A 17,742-nucleotide genomic window follows, 5' to 3' on the forward strand; every position below is an offset into this window, starting at 1 on the left:
CACCCCCCGGATCATCCGCACGACAGGGGCAGTAAGTCATACCGAGCCGGGCGACCGAGCAGTCCCCGGCTGGGGACGATCAAAAAGGTAACGGGGCCGATCGATCGTGGGACGATGATGAAGGTCGTGATTCGCGGTCGTCAATAAGACCGTTACGGGCCGGTAACCCTTGTCGCGCCGGGAGCGCAAACCGGCAATTCGCGTGGTTCTTCGAGCGCCGGCGACGCGGTGGCCCGCCGTCCACGAGGGACGGTGCACACGCGGGCCCGGCGCCGGTGGCATGCTGGGGCCCGTGCGCCAGACACCGACCGACGAGAAGCCGCTGCGGGTGATGCCCTGGTGGCTCGTGCTCGTCGGGCTGCTGGCCGCCGCGCTGCTGGGCTGGCTGGTCCTGGACTGGCTGCTCAACGAGGCCGACCGGGCCGCCCAGCCGGACACCCGCGCCACGTTGCGCATCGACGCCATCCGCACCGGGCTGACCGTGGTGGCCGGCACCGGCGGCGGGTTGGCGCTGCTCCTCGCCGCCCGCCGGCAATGGATCAGCGAGCGCGCCCAGCGGCACCAGGAGGCCGTCGCCGCGCAGGAGCAGGCGCACCGGGACCGGACGCAGACGCACGCGGAGTCGGTCGCCGAGGCCGGGCAGCGGCACCAGGACCGGCAGGCCGAGGCAGCCGAACACGACGCCGCCGAGCGCCGGCTGACCGAGCTCTACACCCGTGCGGTCGAACTACTCGGCGACGACAAGGCGGCGGTACGCCTGGGCGGCCTGCACGCCCTGGAACGGCTCGGGCAGGACAATCCCGCACAGCGGCCGACGATCGTGGCGGTGCTCTGCGCGTACCTGCGGATGCCGGCGGCCGACGACGACGCGGGCGAGGCGGAGGTGCGCCGCACCGCGCAGCGGGTGTTGACCCGGCACCTGCGCGCCGACGACGACGCCTTCTGGCCCGGCGTCACGCTGGACCTGACCGGCGCCCGCCTCGACGGCTTCGACGCCGCCGGCTGCACCCTGGTCGACGCGGACCTCACCGGCGCGGTCTGCGCCGGCACCACCAGCCTCGCCGGCGCGACCGTACGCGGCCGGCTGTCCCTCGGCGCCACCTTCGCCGACCTACGCTGCGACGACCTGCGCGGCGACGCCGAGATCGTCCTGGACGACGCCCGGATCGACGGCCGCCTCAGCTTCGACCGCGCCGACCTCGGCGGCGGCCTGTCGTGCCGGCACGCCACCGTCACGCGGGCGTACCTCCGGGGCACCACGGTCGGACGGACGGCGAGCTTCGACGGGACCCGCTTCACCAGAAGCGCGACGTTCCGCGAGGCGGTCTTCCTCCGCGGGCTCTCGATGGACCACGCCGCGTTCGGCGGCTACGCCGGATTCCGGCACGCCCGCTTCGCCGACCTGGCCCTGTTCCGCTGGACCGAGTTCGGCGGCCAGACCTGGTTCGAGCGGGCCCGCTTCGACGGCGCCGCGAACTTCGGCCGGGCCCGCTTCCACGATTCGGCGACCTTCGACGGCGCGACGTTCGCCCGGCCTCCCCTGGTCGACCAGGCGCGGGCGGCGACGGCCGGCCCGCACGTCTGGCCCGAGGGCACGACCGTCGCACGGCTCGACGACGACTGGCTGCTGCTCACCGACCCCTGATCCGCACCGCTCGCCTTTATGATCATCCGCGTGACGACCGCCCTCGTGCTCATCGACCTGATGCCCCGGATCATCGCGCTGGAGTTGGCCCCGCACCGTGGCGAGGATGTCCTCGACCGCTGCCGCCGGCTCGCCGCCGTGTTCCGTGCCCAGGGCCGGCCGGTGGTCCAGGTCCGGGTCGAGCGGCCCGGGGTGACCGAGCAACCGCCGGGCAGCGACTTCGCCGAGGGGCTGGTCGAGCCGGGGGACGTCGTGGTCGTCAAGCGCACCGTCGGCGCGTTCCACGGCACCGACCTGCACGAGCAGCTGCGCCGGCGCGGGGTCGACACCGTGGTGCTGGCCGGGCTGGTGACCACGATGGGCGTCGAGTCGACGGCCCGCGCGGCCAGCGACCACGGCTACGAGTTGGAGTTCGTGGCCGACGCGATGTCCGGCTTCGCCGCCGACGAGCACGAGTTCACCGTCGAGCGGATCTTCCCGCGCTTCGGCGCCGTCCGACGCGCCGACGACTACCGCTGAGGCGGCTACGCTGCTCTGATGGCGGAGACCATTGAGGACAGTCCGGTCGGCTGGGTGGCCAGCCACGTGGAGCGTTACCTGGCCACCGACGGCGCCGACGGCGGCAGGTTCCACGGATACGACGCCCTGCTGATCACCACCCGGGGGCGCCGGACGGGCAAGCTGCGACGGACGGCGCTCATCTACGGCCGGGACGGCGACCGGTACCTGCTGGTGGCGTCGAACGGCGGTGCGGCGCGACACCCGGCCTGGTACCTCAACCTCTGCGCCGACCCCGAGGTGCAGGTGCAGGTCGGGGCCGAACGGTTCCGGGGCCGGGCGCGGACCGCCACCGCCGAGGAGCGGCCCCGGTTGTGGCAGGTGATGACCGGCGTCTTCCCGACCTACGCCCGCTACCAGCAGGGGACCGACCGGGAGATTCCCGTCGTCGTGGTCGAGCCGGTGCCTTCCGACGTCGCGCCGTAACGGAACCACCGGTGGAACACCACGGCCGTCTCCGGGCGCCGGTGACGTCCACCGTGTTCCACCGGTCCCGAGGGCCGGGCGCGCTGGCGACGGCCGGGCGCCTGGCGGCGGAGCGACGGCCGGTCAGCGGAGGAGGCGGAACAGCAGCAGATAGGCGACGTAGGCGACCGGCACGGCGACGAAGCAGATCAGGAAGCCCAGGTGCACGTAGCGGGGCGGGGTGCCGACGACCAGGGCCGGCCGCCCCCAGCGCCCGAGCACCAGGTAGCCGGCGAAGAACGACAGCGCGGGCAGGCCGGCGCAAATCCAGGCGCCCAGGGTGAACCCGTCGACCAGGCCGACGCCGGAGGCGAGCACCATCACCACCATCAGCACCGCCGCCACGGCCGCGCAGCCGGCGTAGACGGCGAGCGCCCGGGCCACCGGCGACCAGGTCGGCAGCAGCGCGGGGCGTTGCGCGAGCAACTCGGCCTGCTGCCCGTGCCGGTCGGACTCGTCGGCGTAGCGCCGGGCCAGCTCCAGCTCCGTGGTCGGGTCGGCCTCCGCCGGGCGCGGGCCCGGCACCCCACCCGCCGCCGGGGCCGCCCCCGGCGGCAGCGCGAGCTTCGTCTCCCCCACCCCGACCTGGGGATACGCCCCGACCACCGGCCGCCCCGGGGCGCCGGCTGCGCCGGCGGGCTCCCCCGCCTCCGGTCCGGCGCCGCCGGCCGGTGCGCCACCCGACGCCCCGTCGCCGGCCGGCGCGGTGACAGGGCCCGCGGGTGCGGTGGCGGCCGGGGTGGAAGCGGGGCCGGTGGGCACGCCGGAGGCCGGGATGCCGATGGCCTGGCCGAGCTGGTCGAGGCGCTGCCCCTGGGCGGTCAGCCGGTGCTGGAGGTACTCCGCGGCGGCGTGCAGGTTGCGCCGGCGCTCGGCCTCGGCGGCAGCGCCGCGCTCACCGGCCCGGCGCCGCTCGGCGAGCTGGCGGGCCAGCGCCGCGTACTCGGAGTAGTCGGACACCGCCTCAGTCCTCCCCGTCCGGGCCGTGCCCGTCGCGGGCGAACGGCACGATGAGCCGGGTGCGCTGGTCGTGCCGGTCGACCAGCAGCGCCCGGTCGGGCCGGGGCGCGTACGCGAGGTCGTGCACCCCGAGGTGCAGCCCGAGCTCGGTGCCGGGCACGTTCAGCGCCACCAGGCAGGCGACGTCGTCGCGGTTGTGCGCGCCGCCGAGGTCGTCGGCGAGCCGGCGCAGCCCGCGCCACCAGCCGAGCAGGTGCACGCCCCGCGCGGGGCCCTGGCGCAGCAGCGCCCCCAGGTCGTCGTGGCCGGAGCGGAACGTCTCCGGGTCGGTGGCGGCGAGCGCGGCGCTGGCGGCGTCCATCCCGAACACGACGAGGTAGGTGCGGCCGGTGTCCGGCGCGGCACTGCCCTCCGGCCGGGCCGGGGTGGTCGGGCCGGACGCCGCGGTGGGGGCCGACAGCCCGGCGGCGAGGGTGGCGACGTGCCGGCGCAGGCCGGCGGTGTCGAGGCGGTCGACGGCGTGACCGGCGGCGACCAGGGTGGCGGTGGTGTCGTCGGCGGCGGGCTCGGCGGCGGCGACCAGCGGGGCGAGGAGGAACCGGGCGTCGCCCGGGGCGTGCTGGCGGGCGAGGCTCAGGGTGGCCGCCCGCAGCACCTCGGCGCCCGTGGCGGAGGTGCCCACCACGGCCAGGTGCCGGCCGGGGGTGGCGTCCACCATGAACAGCGCGGAGGTGCCGTCCACGTCGACGGTCCGGCCGACCAGGGCGAGCGGGCGGCGCCCGCCCGGGCGCAGCCCGGCGAAGGTCGGGTCGTCCTCGACGCGCGCGGTCTCGTACCCCCTGAACACCGACGGGGGGCGCGCGCCCGCCGGCCGCGCCTGCCACAGCTCGTGCCGCAGCGCGGCCAGCTCGGCCGCGGCGGCGTGGGCGTCGGGGAAGCGGACGACGATGTCGGCGCCGACCGCCCCGGCGGCGGTGTTGAGCACGGCCGAACCGACGGGCAGGGTGTGGGCGGCCTCGTTCAGCGGGTCGAGCACCCCGCCGCCGCCGGGCAGCGCCACCCGGAGCGCGAACTGACCGAAGATCGCCTCGGCCCGCCCGTAGAGCGCCTCGACGCCGGTCATGCTCTGGCTCGCCAGGACCAGGTGCACGCCGTACGAGCGGCCCTTGCGGGCCAACTCCTCCAGCAGGTCGACCGACTCGCGGGCCAGCGCGTCGTTACCGGCGAGCAGCACGTGGAACTCGTCGACCACCGCCACGATCCGGGGCACCGGCGTGTCACGGGGCAGGTCGGCGAGCTTGGTGACGCCGTGCCGCTTGAGCGCGGCGGCCCGCCGCGACAGCTCGCGGCGCAGCTCCCGCAGGACGGCAACGCCGTATTCCCGGTCGGACTCGATGCCGACGGCCCGGGCGTGCGGCAGCCAGGACGGGTCGCGGGGGGTGGGGACGAACTCGGTGAAGCTCACCCCCTCCTTGAAGTCGAGCAGGTAGAGCTGCAGCTCGGCGGGCGAGTAGCGGGCGGCGAGCCCGTAGAGCACGTCGAGCAGGAAGACGGTCTTACCGGCGCCGGTGCGCCCACCGACGAGCCAGTGCGGGGTGGCGTCGTCGAAGGCGACGGTGACCCGGTCCCGGCCGGCGCGGCCGACCACGGTGCGCAGCCCGTTGCCCGCCGACTCGGCCCACCGCCGCTCGGGCAGCAGCTCGGCGAAGCCCACCGCGTCGCCGCGCCGGGCGGCGGCGCCGAGATGGGCGGCGAGGGCCGCCACCGACGCGGCCGGCGGGTCGCCGTCGAGCAGCACGGGGGCCGCCAGGCCGGTGCCGTCGACGCTGAACGGGGCGCCGGGCGGGTCGCCGACGTGGGCGTACCGCTCGGTCAGCCGGACCGTGGTGGTGGCGCCGAGCTGCGGCGGCGGGTCGGCGGACGCGGCGGACGGCTGGCCGGCGACCAGGACACAGACGGCGGCGGCCGGCCCGGCGTGGGTGAGCGCGGCGAGCCGGGCCGCCTCGCGGGGCGGCGGCGTCGACGCGGCGACGACCAGCAGCAACTCCTGGTCGGGGCGGTCGGCGTGCCGGGCGGCGCGGGCGTGCCGTTCCGCGGCGTCGAGCAGGGCGGCCACCTCGGCCTCGCCGGTGGCGGGCGGGTCGAGCACGCCAGCGTCGACCAGCGGGCGCAGCGGCCCGAAGGTGGCGCCCAGCGCGGCGGTGTCGATCCCGGCGACCCGGACCCCGCCGGGCGGCGCCGTGGCGAGCAGCCGCAGCACGAGCGCCCGCAGCAGGCCGGCCACCCGGGGGTCGCGGGCGTCCGCGTCGACCGCGAGGTGGTGGCCGCCGCCCAGCGGCACGAGGACGGGGAAGGCGCCGTCGGGAGTGGACGCCTCACCGACGCGCACCGGGACGGGCGCGACGGCGACCGGGGTGGCCCCGGGGGTCGGGGTGGCGAGCGCGCCGCCGAGTTCGGCGAGCCGGGCGACGAGCGCGCCCGCGCCGTTCGGGACGGCCGGGGCGGCGTGGCCGGCGAGCGCCCGACGGGCGGTGTCGAGGTGGGACCGGGCCGCGCGGTGCGCCGCGACCGCCTGCCCGTACGCCGACGCGAGCCTGCCCACCCTCTGCTCCCGTCGCCGTCGCCCCGCCTGGTCCTCAAGGACCCTAACGGACACGGGCGACACCCGGACAGTGGCGAGGCGGGCGCGTCGGCCTTCCTTGCACCGTGGACAGGTGGGGCAGTGGGTCAGCCGGAGCGGGGGCATTCGGCCGGCTGGTCGAGCGGGCGTGCCGTGCCGGTCAGGTGGGAGCGGCGGCGGCCACGGCGCGGTGCGCAGGCTGCGCATTCGTGCGCCTCCCGGCCCGCCCGGGGTCGACCGGTGGCCGGCCGGGGCAGCACGGGGCGGCCGGCCGGCACGTCGCTTCCCGCCGGTCGGACGATCCGGGCGACGGCCCGGACGGGCCGGACGGACCGCACCGCGCTCGACGCCGGCCGGACGACGCGGGCCGCCGTCGAGGCGACCCGACGCACCGGACGCCGTACCGCCGGCACGGCCAGCGCCAGGGCGACCCGCCGGCGCAGCGGGCGCCCACGCAGTCGGTCGAGCCCGATCCCCGCCACCACGGTGGCGATCGCCGTCACCGTCCCGGCCAGCACGAGGGTCTGCCGGGGGCCCGCGTGCTCGGAGAGCCAGCCGAGCAGCGGCGCGCCGACCGCGGCGGAGACGGAGCCGGTGACCGCCAGCGCGGCCAGCACCCGGCCCCGCATCGCGTAGTCGGTGTCGAGCTGGGCCCGGGCGCCGACGGTGGTGTCGATGACCACGGCCGCGGCGGCGACCGGCAGGATCACCGCCGCGAAGCTCAGGGTGCCCGGGGCCAGGCCGGCGACGATCTGCAGCACGCTGGCCAGCAGGCCGGCCGCGAGCAGGATCCCGTAGCCCAGCTCACGCCGCCGGGCCGCGACGAGGGCGCCGAGCACCGTGCCGATCGCGAAGACGGTGGAGAGGAACCCGTAGCCGGAGGCACCGCCGCCCAGTGGTCCGTCGCTCATGGCCGCCATGGTCACCTGGTAGTTGCGGCCGAGGCTGCCGAGCACGAACGACAGGGCGAGCGCGACGAGCACCACCGGCTGGCGCAGCAGATAGCGGAAGCCGGCGACGATGCCGCCGTCCGCCTGCTCCGCGTCGGCCGGCGCCGGCTCCCCCGCGTGCAGCTCCCGCTCGCGTACGGCGAACAGGGCCACCACCACCGCGACGAAGCTGGCGGCGTTGACCGCGAAGAGCAGCGCGGGGCCGACGGCGGCGACCAGGACGGCGCCGGCGCTCATACCGAGGATGCGGCCGGCCGAGTTGGTCAGCGAGCCGAGCGCCAGGGCGTTGCCGAGGCTCTCCCGGTCCACCAGGGTCGAGCACCAGCGGCCCATCACCGGACCCTCGATGGCCGAGACCGCGCCGGTCACCAGCGAGATCGCGTAGATCGCCGGGAGGCCGCCCACGCCGGTGACGGCGACCAGCGCCAGCCCGGCCGCCAGGGCCGCGTGGAGCGCCTGGGCGATGATCAGCAGCGGCTTCGCGCGCAGCCGGTCGGCCAGCGCCCCGCCCCAGACGCTGAGCAGCAGGGTGGGAAGGGCCTGGAGCAGGACGGTGAAGCCCATCGACGTCGCCGAGCCGGTCTCGGCGAGCACGTACCAGTTCACGCCCAGGACCTGCATCCAGGTCCCGACGACGGACACGAACCCGGCGGCGGCCCAGATCCGGTAGTTCCGGTGGCGCAGCGCGGCGAACACGACTGATTCCCCCGTGGGACGGCGACATGACGGTGCCGAACCCGGGTGCGGTGCGCGGCAGCCGCCAAGTCTGGCGGCAATTAAACCGATTTGCCGTCTTTCGTGAGGCGGCTCACGCAATGTGGCCCCGGCCTGCCAGGCGCAGGCCGGGACCACGTCGGGTCCGAGCGGGTGGTCAGCGGGCCGCGAGCGGCTGCCGGGCCGGGTCCACCGGGGCCGGGAGCGTTCCGACCCCGCCGAGGTACGCGTGGATCGCGGCGGCCGCCGCCCGCCCCTCGGCGATCGCCCAGACGATCAGCGAGGCGCCCCGGTGCATGTCACCGGCGACGAAGACGCCATCGACGGCGGTCTGCCAGTCCGGCCGGGCGTCGACCGCCCCGCGCGCGTTGCGGACGACCCCGAACTGGTCGAGCAGCGGCTGCTCCTCGGTGCCCTCGAAACCGATGGCCAACAGCACCAGGTCGGCCGGCAGCTCCCGCTCCGAGCCGGGCAGCGGGGTGACGATCCGCCGCCCGTCCCGCTTCTCCACGCTCACCTCGGCGATCCGCACCGCCCGCACCTGCCCGGTGCCGTCGTCGACGAACTCCTGCACCGCGACGGCGAAGACCCGCTCGCCGCCCTCCTCGTGCGCCGGGTAGCTGCGCAGGAGCCACGGCCAGGTCGGCCACGGGTCCCGGGCCTCGTCGCGGGCCTGCGGCGGCTGCGGGTAGAGGTCGAGCTGGTGTACGCCGGCCGTGCCCTGCCGGTGCGCCACGCCGAGGCAGTCCGCCGCCGTGTCGCCGCCACCGATGATCACCACGTGCTTCCCGGCCGCGTCGATGGGCGTGCCGTCGGGCAGCACGGCGGTGTCGGGCCGGCCGCCGGCCGCCGCGGCGACCACCCGGTTGGCCGCGACGAGGTGCTCCATCGCCTGGTGCACGCCGCGCAGGTGCCGGCCCGGGGTCTCCGGGGTGTCCCGGCCCTGCAACGCGCCGCAGGCGAGCAGCACCGCGTCGTGCTCGGCGCGCACCTGCTCGGCGGTGACGTCGACGCCGACGTTCACCCCGGTGCGGAAGCGCACGCCCTCGGCGGCGAGCTGGGCCAGCCGCCGGTCGATGTGGGCCTTCTCCAGCTTGAAGTCGGGGATGCCGTACCGGAGCAGGCCACCGATCGCGTCGTCGCGCTCGTACACCGTCACGGCGTGACCTGCGCGGGCGAGCTGCTGCGCGGCGGCGAGGCCGGCGGGCCCGGAACCGACCACGGCGACCGAGCGGCCGGTCGGCGCGGGCACCGGGCGTGGCAGCAGGCCGCCCCGCGCGACGGCCGCGTCGGCGATCTCCACCTCGACCTGCTTGATGGTGACCGGCTGGCCGCCGCCGATGCCGAGCACGCAGGCCGCCTCGCAGGGCGCCGGGCAGAGCCGGCCGGTGAACTCCGGGAAGTTGTTGGTGGCGTGCAGCGACTCCACCGCCGCGTCCCAGCCGCCCGCGCGGACCAGGTCGTTCCAGTCGGGGATGCGGTTGCCCAGCGGGCAGCCGTCGTGGCAGAACGGGATGCCGCAGTCCATGCAGCGGGTGGCCTGCTCGCGGATCAGCTCCTCGCCGGCCGGCGGGTAGACCTCCCGCCAGTCGCTGATCCGCACCGGCACCGGGCGGCGCGCCGGCAGCCGCCGGTCGTAGCGCAGGAAACCGTTCGGGTCAGGCACGGGCCACCTCCTGGACCGCCGCCCGCGGGGCGGGCGTGGTCGGCATGGACTTCGCGGCGGGCGCGGAGAGCGCGCTCATCACCGCGTCGTCGACGTCGCGGCCGGCGGCTTCGGCGGCCCGCATGATCTCCAGCACCCGGCGGTAGTCCCGGGGCACCACCGCGGTGAACTCCGCCACCGCCTCCGGCCAGCGCTTGAGCAGCTCCTCGGCGACCGCCGAGTCGGTCTCGGCGAAGTGCCGCTGCACCAGCTCGTGCAGCACGGCCTGCTCCTCCTCGGACAGCGGGGCCAGGTCGACCAGCTCCGCGTTGACCCGGCGACGGTCCAGCCGGTACACGAACGCGGTCCCGCCGGACATGCCGGCGGCGAAGTTGCGGCCGGTCGGCCCCAGCACCACCACGGTCCCGCCGGTCATGTACTCGCAGCCGTGGTCGCCGACGCCCTCGACGACGGCCAGCGCGCCGGAGTTGCGCACCGCGAACCGCTCCCCCACCCGCCCGCGCAGGAAGAGTTCGCCCGCGGTGGCGCCGTAGAGGATGGTGTTGCCGGCGATGGTCTGGTCCTCGGCCCGCTCCCCCGGCGCGGCGTCGCCGTCGACGAAGGGGGCGGCGACGTCCGGCCGCACGATGAGCCGGCCGCCGGAGAGGCCCTTGCCGACGTAGTCGTTGGCGTCGCCGTGCAGCCGCAGGGTGACCCCGCGCGGCAGGAACGCGCCGAACGACTGCCCGGCGGTGCCGCGCAGCGTGAACTCGACCGTGTCGGCGGGCAGGCCGGCTCCGCCGAAGCGGCGGGTCACCTCGCCGCCCAGCATCGCGCCGACGCTGCGGTGCTCGTTGCGCACCGCCACCTCGACCCGTACGGGCGTGCCGTCGCGCAACGCCGGGCCGGCGAGGGCGATCAGCTCGTTGTCCAGCGCCAGGTCCAGGCCGTGGTCCTGGGCGCGGACGCCCCGGCGGGCGGCGCCGGCCGGCAGCTCCGGCAGGTGCAGCACGGGGGTCAGGTCGAGCCCGCCGGCCTTCCAGTGCGCGATCGCCGGGGCGACGTCGAGCAGCTCGGCGTGCCCGATGGCCTCCTCGATCGAGCGGAAGCCCAGCTCGGCCAGGTAGCCGCGGACCTCCTCGGCGAGGAAGAGGAAGAAGTTCTCCACGAACTCCGGCCTGCCGTTGAAGCGTTCCCGCAGCACCGGGTTCTGGGTGGCGATGCCTACCGGGCAGGTGTCCAGGTGGCACACCCGCATCATCACGCAGCCCTCGACGATCAGCGGGGCGGTGGCGAAGCCGAACTCCTCGGCGCCGAGCAGCGCCGCGACCAGCACGTCCCGGCCGGTCTTGAGCTGCCCGTCGACCTGCACGGTGACCCGGTCGCGCAGCTTGTTGAGCAGCAGCGTCTGCTGCGCCTCGGCCAACCCCAGCTCCCATGGGGTGCCGGCGTGCTTGAGCGAGTTCAGCGGGGACGCGCCGGTGCCGCCGTCGTGGCCGGAGATCAGGATGACGTCGGCCTTGAGCTTCGCCACGCCCGCCGCCACGGTGCCGACGCCGACCTCGCTGACGAGCTTGACGTGCACCCGCGCGGACGGGTTGACGCACTTCAGGTCGTGGACGAGCTGGGCGAGGTCCTCGATGGAGTAGATGTCGTGGTGCGGCGGCGGGGAGATCAGGCCGACGCCCGGCGTGGCGTGCCGGGTGCGGGCGATCCACGGCCAGACCTTGTTGCCGGGCAGCTGCCCGCCCTCGCCGGGCTTGGCGCCCTGGGCCATCTTGATCTGGAGGTCGTCGGCGTTGACCAGGTATTCGCTGGTCACCCCGAACCGGCCGCTGGCGATCTGCTTCACGGCGGAGCGGCGGGCCGGGTCGTGCAGCCGCTCGACGTCCTCGCCGCCCTCGCCGGTGTTGGACTTGCCGCCGAGGCGGTTCATGGCGATCGCGAGGGTCTCGTGCGCCTCCGCCGAGATCGACCCGTACGACATGGCGCCGGTGGCGAACCGCTTGACGATCTCGGTGGCCGGCTCGACCTCGTCGAGGGGCACCGCCGGCCGCACGCCGGTACGCAGGGTGAACAGCCCGCGCAGCGAGCCGGCCTTCGCGGCCAGCTCGTCGACCTTCGCCGTGTACTGGCGGAAGACGTCGTACTGGCGGCTGCGGGTGGCGTGCTGGAGCAGGAAGACCGTCTCCGGGTTGAACAGGTGCAGCTCACCCTCGCGGCGCCACTGGTACTCGCCGCCCACCGCCAGCCGCCCGGAGGACTCGGCGCCCGGCTCCGGCCAGGCCACGGCGTGCCGGGCGGCGACCTCGGCGTGGATGCCGTCCAGCCCGATCCCGCCGATCTTGCTCGGGGTGCCACGGAAGTAGCGGTCGACCAGCCGGGAGTCCAGCCCGACGGCCTCGAAGACCTGCGCCCCGCAGTACGACGACACCGTCGAGATGCCCATCTTGGACATGATCTTCAGGACACCCTTGCCGAGGCCCTTGACGTAGTTGCGAACCGCCTTCACCGGCTCGACGCCGACGAGCGCGCCGGTGGAGATCATGTCCTCCACCGACTCGAAGGCCAGGTACGGGTTGACCGCCGCCGCGCCGTAGCCGATCAGCACGGCCGCGTGGTGCACCTCGCGGCAGTCGCCGGACTCGACGACCAGCGCCACCTGGGTGCGGGTCTGCTCGCGGACCAGGTGCTGGTGCACGGCGGCGGTGAGCAGCAGCGACGGGATCGGGGCGAGGTCGGCGTTGGAGTCCCGGTCCGACAGCACCAGGATGCGTACGCCGTCCTCGATCGCCTCGGAGACGTGCCGACAGATCTCGGTCAGCCGGGCCTTGATCCCCGCGCCGCCCTCCCGGACGCGGTAGAGCCCGGAGACCCGGACGGCCTTGAAGCCCGGCAGGTCGCCGTCCTCGTCGATGGAGAGGATCTTGGCCAGCTCGTCGTTGTCGATCACCGGGTACGGCAGCACGATCTGCCGGCAGCTCGCCGGGCCCGGGTCGAGCAGGTTGCCCTCCGGGCCGATCGTCGACGCCAGGCTGGTCACCAGCTCCTCGCGGATGGCGTCCAGCGGCGGGTTGGTGACCTGCGCGAAGAGCTGGTGGAAGTAGTCGTAGAGCAGCCGCGGCCGGGTGGACAGCGGGGCGATCGGGGTGTCGGTGCCCATCGAGCCGAGCGGCTCGGCGCCCGTCCGCGCCATCGGCGCGAGCAGGATCTTCAGCTCCTCCTCGGTGTAGCCGAAGGTCTGCTGCCGGCGGCGCACCGAGTCGTGGGTGTAGACGATGTGCTCGCGCGGGGGCAGGTCGGTCAGCTCGATCAGGCCGGCGTGCAGCCACTCGGCGTACGGCTGCGCGGCGGCCAGCTCCGCCTTGATCTCGTCGTCGTGCACGATCCGCCCGGCGACGGTGTCGACCAGGAACATCTTCCCCGGCTGGAGGCGGCCCTTGGCGACCACCCGGGCGGGGTCGAGGTCGAGCACGCCGGCCTCGCTGCCGAGCACCACCAGGCCGTCGTCCGTCCGCCACCAGCGGCCCGGGCGCAACCCGTTGCGGTCGAGCACGGCGCCGACGATCTCGCCGTCGGTGAAGGCGACCGAGGCCGGCCCGTCCCACGGCTCCATGAGGCTCGCGTGGAAGCGGTAGAAGGCCCGCTTGTCGGGGGCCATGTCCGGGTCGTTCTCCCACGCCTCGGGGATCATCATCAGCACCGCGTGCGGCAGGCTCCGCCCGGCCAGGTGCAGCAGTTCGAGGACCTCGTCGAAGTTCGCCGAGTCGGAGGCGGCGGGGGTGCAGACCGGGAAGACCCGGCGGACGTTGCCGGGGAGGTTCGGGCTCCGCAGCAGCGCCTCGCGGGCCTGCATCCAGTTCCGGTTGCCCCGGATGGTGTTGATCTCGCCGTTGTGCGCGATGAGCCGGTACGGGTGCGCCAGCGGCCAGGACGGGAACGTGTTGGTGGAGAACCGGGAGTGCACCAGCGCGATCGCGCTCTCCACCCGCTCGTCGGTCAGCTCCGGGTAGAACGCGGGGAGCTGGTCGGGGGTGAGCATGCCCTTCCAGACCATGGTCCGCGCGGACAGCGACGGGAAGTACGCCGGCACTCCCCGCTCGGCGCTCTCCCGCTCGGCCTGCTTGCGCACGCAGAACGCCACCCGCTCCAGCTCGATGCCGCCCAGCGGCGACCCGGCCGGCCCGGCGGGCGAGTCGGTGAGCCGGTGCGCGGCGAGGAACAGCTGCCGGACCCGGGGCATCGCCGCGAGGGCGGTCTCGCCGAGGCCGCGCGGGTCGACCGGCACGTCCCGCCAGCCGAGCAGGTCGGCCCCCTCGACCAGCGCGTACTTCTCCACCACGCGGCGGGCGCGGGCCTCGGCGGCGTCGTCGTCGGGGAGGAACACCAGGCCGGTGGCGTACGCTCCGGCGGGCGGCAGCGGGAAGTCGACCACCGCGCGCAGGAACGCGTCCGGCACCTGGATCATGATCCCCGCGCCGTCGCCGGTGTTCGGTTCCGCGCCACGGGCTCCCCGGTGGTCCAGTCGGCAGAGCGCGTCGAGGCCGTTGACCACGACCGCGTGCGAGCGCCGTCCGTGCAGGTCCGCCACGAAGGCCACACCGCAGGCGTCGTGCTCCTGGGCGGGGTCGTAGAGCCCGGCCGCGGGCGCTCCCGGGCCGAGGTGCGGGGCCTGCTGGGGGCTGCGGTGAGGGTACGGAAAGGCCACCGGGCCTCCTGTCGTCACTCAGGATGGATCTGGATCGGGACGACGTCGGCCCTCAGGGGTCTATTGAGTCTACGTTAGGGTCCGGCGCGCAAGGCCAGTGCAGATTGATCACACCTTCCAGAGTGTGGGACGTGTAGTCTCGCCCGGTGGATCGCCTGCCGAAGGACCTGTTCGACCGGTTGGAACGCTTCTACGACGCGGTGCCCCGGGACGTCGCCCGGACGGAGGAGCACGGCGCACTCGTGCTGTTCGTCCGGAACGGGGCCGGCTGGCCGTTCTACGCGCGGCCCCGGCTCGACGCCACCGAGCCGCCGTCGCTGGCCGACGTCGCGGCGGTGCGCGAACGGCAGCGCGAACTCGGCCTGCCCGAGGCCCTCGAGTGGGTGCACGAGACGACCCCGGACCTGCTCGCGGTGGCCCGGTCGGCGGGCCTGTCCGTGCTGGAGGCTCCGCTGATGGTGCTCGACCCGGGCGCCCTGCCCGACCCGGGCACCCTCACTGACGTGCCGGTGCGGCTGCTCGATCCGGCGGGACCCGGCTTCGCGGCGGACGTGGCCGCGCAGCGAGCGGTCGCCGCCGTCGGGTTCGCCGCGCCCGGCACCGACCGCGGCGAGGCCGGCCCCGCGCAGCGGGACGCCGCCGTGGCCGGGTTGGACGAGGCGGCGCTGGACGAGGAGCGGGCCCGGATCGCCGACGGTCGGCGACTGTCGGCGCTGGTCGGCACGCCCGCCGACGGCGCGCTGGCCAGCGGCATGGCGATGCGGGTCGACGACGTGGCCGAGATCGCCGGGATCGCCACCCTGCCGGCCGCCCGCCGCCGCGGCCTGGGCGCGGCGGTCACGGCCGCGCTGGCCCGCGCGCTGCTCGCCGCCGGCACCGACCTGGTCTTCCTCTCCGCCGGCAGCGAGGACATCGCCCGGGTCTACCTCCGCGTCGGCTTCCGCCGCGTCGGCACCGCCTGCATCGCCGAGCCCGCCCCCGTCACCCCCTGACGCCCGCCCCGGCGGGGTGGGGTGAGCGGGTCAGGTCGGGGGCCGCCACTGGGCGGCCGTGGTGGCGGCAGTGGAGAGGAGGCGGGGCGTGATCGTGCCGAGGGCGGCGTCGCGGGCGCGCAGCGCCAGCGGGCCCCGGGCCTTCAGCACCGCCGACATCCGGCGGGTCTGCCGGACCACCGTCGCCGCGCGGGGGCGGCGCACCCGGTCGTACGCGACCACGGCGTCGGGCAGTCGGGACTCGCGCAGCAGCGAGGCGAGGGTCGCCGCGTCCTCGAAGGCGAGGCAGGCGCCCTGACCGAGGTGCGGCGGCATGGCGTGCGCGGCGTCGCCGAGCAGCACCACCCCGCCCGGGCCGGCCGGGAAACCGTACGACCTGGGCAGCGGTCGCAGCTCGCGGATCTCCTGCTGCACCAGGTCCGCCGGGTCGGTGGCGTCGAGCAGCTCGGCGATCGGCGCGGGCCAGCCCGCGTACCAGCGGCGCAGCAGGGCCAGCTGGGTCTCCGGCGGCTCCGGGCGGGGCGCCCCGGCGGCCGTGGCCACCCAGTAGATGCCGCCCCGGCTGGAGGCGCCGGAGGATCCGCGCTCGCCCAGCGAGGCGGACACGAACCGGTACCCGGCGCCGAGCACCTCGCCGCCGACGGGCCGGTCGGCGGGCAGCTTCGGGGCGCGGTACCAGGGGATCACCGCCCGCCACGCGGCGCAGCCGGAGCTGACCACCCCGGACTCCGGGGCGAGCTGCCGGCGGATCTCGCTGTCGGTGCCGTCCGCGGCGACCACCAGGTCCGCCTCGACGGTGTGCCGGCCGTCGCCGACCGACGGGCGTTGGCCGGGCTCGGCGCGGACCGTCCGCACCGTCACCCCGGTGCGCAGCTCGACCTCGTCGCCCAGCCCGGCGATCAGCGCGTCGTGCAGGTCCTCCCGGTGCACCACCACCGGCATCCGGTCGGCGGGGGTCGGCCGGGGCTGCACCAGCCAGTGGCCGTCCGGGCGGCGTACCCCGCCGTCGGGCAGCGGCGTGGCGATCGCCTCCAGGCCGGCGCCGAGACCGAGGGCGCGCAGCGCGCGTACGCCGTTGGGCCAGAGCGCCACGGCGGTCGGCTCGGGGCGGACCCGGTCGGCGCGCTCCAGCAGGGTGACCCGCCACCCGGAGCGCGCCAGCGCGCCGGCGACCGCGAGGCCACCGATGCCGGCCCCCACCACCACCGCGCTACGCATGTGGTGCTCCCCCTCAGCTGTCGCGGTCGGCGGGCCGGGAGCCGGCAGCCCCCGCCCGGTCCTCCGAGCTCTCCTCGTCACCGTCCGGCTCGGCGGACCCGTCGCCGGCGCTCGCGGCGTCCTTGCCGGTCGCCGTCTCCCCGCCGGTCGTGGCGGGCAACTCGCCGGTCTCCCGCCAGCGCCGGTACTGCTCCTCGCCGACCACCCGGTAGCCCTCCGGCGCGGCCGGCTTCGCCCCCGCCTCGGCGGCGGAGAGGTCGACCTGCGAGACGTCGGAGTCGGCGGGCACGGGCGGCGTCGCGGCGGCGCCGACCGGAACGAGGTACTCGCGGGGCCCGCGCACCCGCAGGAAGTAGACCAGGGCGCCGAGGAACACCAGGCCGGCGGTCCAGACGTTCAGGCGTACGCCGAGGATGGTGTTCGCCTCGTCGGTGCGCATCAGCTCGATCCAGAACCGCCCGGCGGTGTAGCCCATCACGTAGAGGGCGAACGCCCGCCCGCGGCCGAGGCGCAGCTTGCGGTCGAGGACGAAGACCAGCGCGGCGACGCCGAGGTTCCACAGCAGCTCGTACGCGAACGTCGGGTGGTAGAGCCCCGGCTCGAGGATCGGCCGGCCGGCGTCGTCCCGCAGCGCCTGGCCGGGGTTGTCCGGGTCCATCCGGTGGATCTCCAGGCCCCACGGGAGGGTGGTCCGGCCGCCGTACAGCTCGTTGTTGAACCAGTTGCCGAGCCGGCCGATCGCCTGGGCCAGCGGCAGGCCGGGGGCCAGCGCGTCGGCGACCACCGCGAACGGGATGCCGAGCTGGCGGGCGGCGATCCAGGCGCCGACCGCGCCGCCGGCCACCGCGCCCCAGATGCCGAGACCGCCCTCCCAGATGGCGAACGCCTTCAGCGGGTCGCCGCCGGTGCCGAAGTACTTCTCCGGCGAGGTGATCACGTGGTAGATCCGGGCGCCGATGATGCCGGCCGGCACCGCCCAGACCGCGATGTCCAGGACCGCGCCGGGGGCCACGCCGCGCTGGCGCAGCCGCCGTTCGGTGACCCAGCAGGCCACCACGATGCCGACGATGATGCACAGCGCGTACGCCCGGACCGGCAGCGGTCCGAGCTGCCACACGGCGGTGCTGGGGCTGGGCAGGGCCGCCTGGGGGGACAGCGAGGCGAGAGTCACGGATGCACACGCTACCGCCGTGGGCCCCTCCGGCGGCACCCCGGTCCACCGTCGCCCGATCCCGGTGACTTCTGGTTTGCGCCCCCGTAGGCTCTT

At 75.8% G+C, this 17,742-nt stretch carries 11 protein-coding genes; 4 read left to right on the top strand and 7 right to left on the bottom strand.

Annotated elements, in window-relative coordinates:
* Positions 1-292 precede the first annotated feature (292 nt).
* Genes ACGF5G_RS14070 through ACGF5G_RS14080 form a run of 3 tightly spaced genes read left to right on the top strand, consistent with a single transcriptional unit; the run spans position 293 to position 2,629 of the window.
* Positions 293-1,645, top strand: coding sequence for a pentapeptide repeat-containing protein (locus tag ACGF5G_RS14070; protein ID WP_393262640.1), 1,353 nt, complete (start codon positions 293-295; stop codon positions 1,643-1,645).
* A 30-nt stretch (positions 1,646-1,675) separates the two neighbouring features.
* A complete protein-coding gene (locus tag ACGF5G_RS14075; protein ID WP_393262643.1) occupies positions 1,676-2,164 on the top strand; it encodes an isochorismatase family protein in 489 nt (162 codons plus the stop codon).
* 18 nt (positions 2,165-2,182) lie between these two features.
* Positions 2,183-2,629 carry a nitroreductase family deazaflavin-dependent oxidoreductase gene (locus ACGF5G_RS14080; RefSeq protein WP_393262646.1) on the top strand — a complete coding sequence of 149 codons (447 nt, stop codon included), beginning with the start codon at positions 2,183-2,185 and terminating at the stop codon, positions 2,627-2,629.
* 123 nt (positions 2,630-2,752) lie between these two features.
* Here the strand turns inward: ACGF5G_RS14080 and ACGF5G_RS14085 are convergent, their stop codons facing one another.
* The 5 genes from ACGF5G_RS14085 to gltB form a co-directional block, all read right to left on the bottom strand.
* Positions 2,753-3,628 carry a hypothetical protein gene (locus ACGF5G_RS14085; RefSeq protein ID WP_393262648.1) on the bottom strand — a complete coding sequence of 292 codons (876 nt, stop codon included), beginning with the start codon at positions 3,626-3,628 and terminating at the stop codon, positions 2,753-2,755.
* Positions 3,629-3,632: 4 nt separating this feature from the next.
* Positions 3,633-6,230 (bottom strand): FtsK/SpoIIIE domain-containing protein, encoded by a 2,598-nt coding sequence (locus tag ACGF5G_RS14090; protein ID WP_393262650.1) that lies wholly within the window; start codon positions 6,228-6,230, stop codon positions 3,633-3,635.
* Positions 6,231-6,355: 125 nt separating this feature from the next.
* Positions 6,356-7,894 carry an MFS transporter gene (locus tag ACGF5G_RS14095; protein WP_393262652.1) on the bottom strand — a complete coding sequence of 513 codons (1,539 nt, stop codon included), beginning with the start codon at positions 7,892-7,894 and terminating at the stop codon, positions 6,356-6,358.
* Between the two features lie 175 nt (positions 7,895-8,069).
* Entirely contained in the window at positions 8,070-9,578 is a 1,509-nt protein-coding gene (locus ACGF5G_RS14100) for a glutamate synthase subunit beta (RefSeq protein WP_393262655.1), read from the bottom strand.
* Positions 9,571-14,265 carry a glutamate synthase large subunit gene (gene gltB, locus ACGF5G_RS14105; protein ID WP_393262658.1) on the bottom strand — a complete coding sequence of 1,565 codons (4,695 nt, stop codon included), beginning with the start codon at positions 14,263-14,265 and terminating at the stop codon, positions 9,571-9,573. Before gltB ends, ACGF5G_RS14100 begins: the two co-directional genes overlap by 8 nt.
* A gap of 155 nt (positions 14,266-14,420) precedes the next feature.
* On the opposite strand from gltB, the gene ACGF5G_RS14110 reads away from it, so the two are divergent.
* Positions 14,421-15,257 (top strand): GNAT family N-acetyltransferase, encoded by an 837-nt coding sequence (locus tag ACGF5G_RS14110; RefSeq protein WP_393263298.1) that lies wholly within the window; start codon positions 14,421-14,423, stop codon positions 15,255-15,257.
* Between the two features lie 30 nt (positions 15,258-15,287).
* Here ACGF5G_RS14110 and ACGF5G_RS14115 read toward each other — a convergent pair whose 3' ends face one another.
* Entirely contained in the window at positions 15,288-16,475 is a 1,188-nt protein-coding gene (locus tag ACGF5G_RS14115) for an FAD-dependent oxidoreductase (RefSeq protein WP_393262661.1), read from the bottom strand.
* Between the two features lie 13 nt (positions 16,476-16,488).
* The gene (gene lgt / locus ACGF5G_RS14120) at positions 16,489-17,646 is read right to left on the bottom strand and encodes a prolipoprotein diacylglyceryl transferase (protein WP_393262664.1); all 1,158 of its coding nucleotides are present in this window, start codon (positions 17,644-17,646) and stop codon (positions 16,489-16,491) included.
* Positions 17,647-17,742 lie beyond the last annotated feature (96 nt).

Origin of the sequence: Micromonospora sp. NPDC047730, assembly GCF_043204765.1 — a bacterium.
GTDB lineage: Bacteria > Actinomycetota > Actinomycetes > Mycobacteriales > Micromonosporaceae > Micromonospora.

Excerpts from the sequence above, each read along its gene's own strand:
- ACGF5G_RS14080 (WP_393262646.1), top strand. The coding sequence starts at position 2,183 with ATGGCGGAGACCATTGAGGACAGTCCGGTCGGCTGGGTGGCCAGCCAC.
- ACGF5G_RS14115 (WP_393262661.1), bottom strand. The coding sequence starts at position 16,475 with ATGCGTAGCGCGGTGGTGGTGGGGGCCGGCATCGGTGGCCTCGCGGTC.